General features: G+C 56.5%; 1 protein-coding gene. It reads left to right on the plus strand.

The genetic code is table 11. From position 1 onward, the window contains the following. A partial coding sequence (locus AC1RPY_RS07665; protein WP_481763093.1) for a hypothetical protein occupies nt 1-423 on the plus strand: 423 nt, incomplete at both ends.

A 423-nucleotide genomic window follows, 5' to 3' on the forward strand; every position in this document is an offset into this window, starting at 1 on the left:
CGTCGGGGACGCTTACTGGAGACATTACGTTCACGGCAGGGCCTACCATATCGCTATCGAACACTGGAAACAGCATTCAGATTTCTGGTACTGGTGTTCCGGAAGCACCAAACGACGGCAATGGCTACATGCGCCAGAACTTGGGTTGGTCGGTTGTGCCCTCGATCGCCGACGCAATCACGTCGGTCACGGGTCAAACTGGTTCAGGTGCCGTTATTCTGGTTGAGTCTAACCCTCCCGCAAACTCAGCGATCATCAAGTCGCTAGTGGCTGGTCAAAACGTTACGCTCTCCGAAGCAAACGGACTAATCACGGTCACCGCCGCGATTCCGGCAGGCACTGTATCCACGGTCAACGGCATCAGCCCGAACGGAAGCGGCAACGTGTCATTGACGGCCGCGAACGTGAACGCTGTTCCAGTCG

This window comes from Dellaglioa sp. CoH-56-MRSF-12, assembly GCF_056782075.1.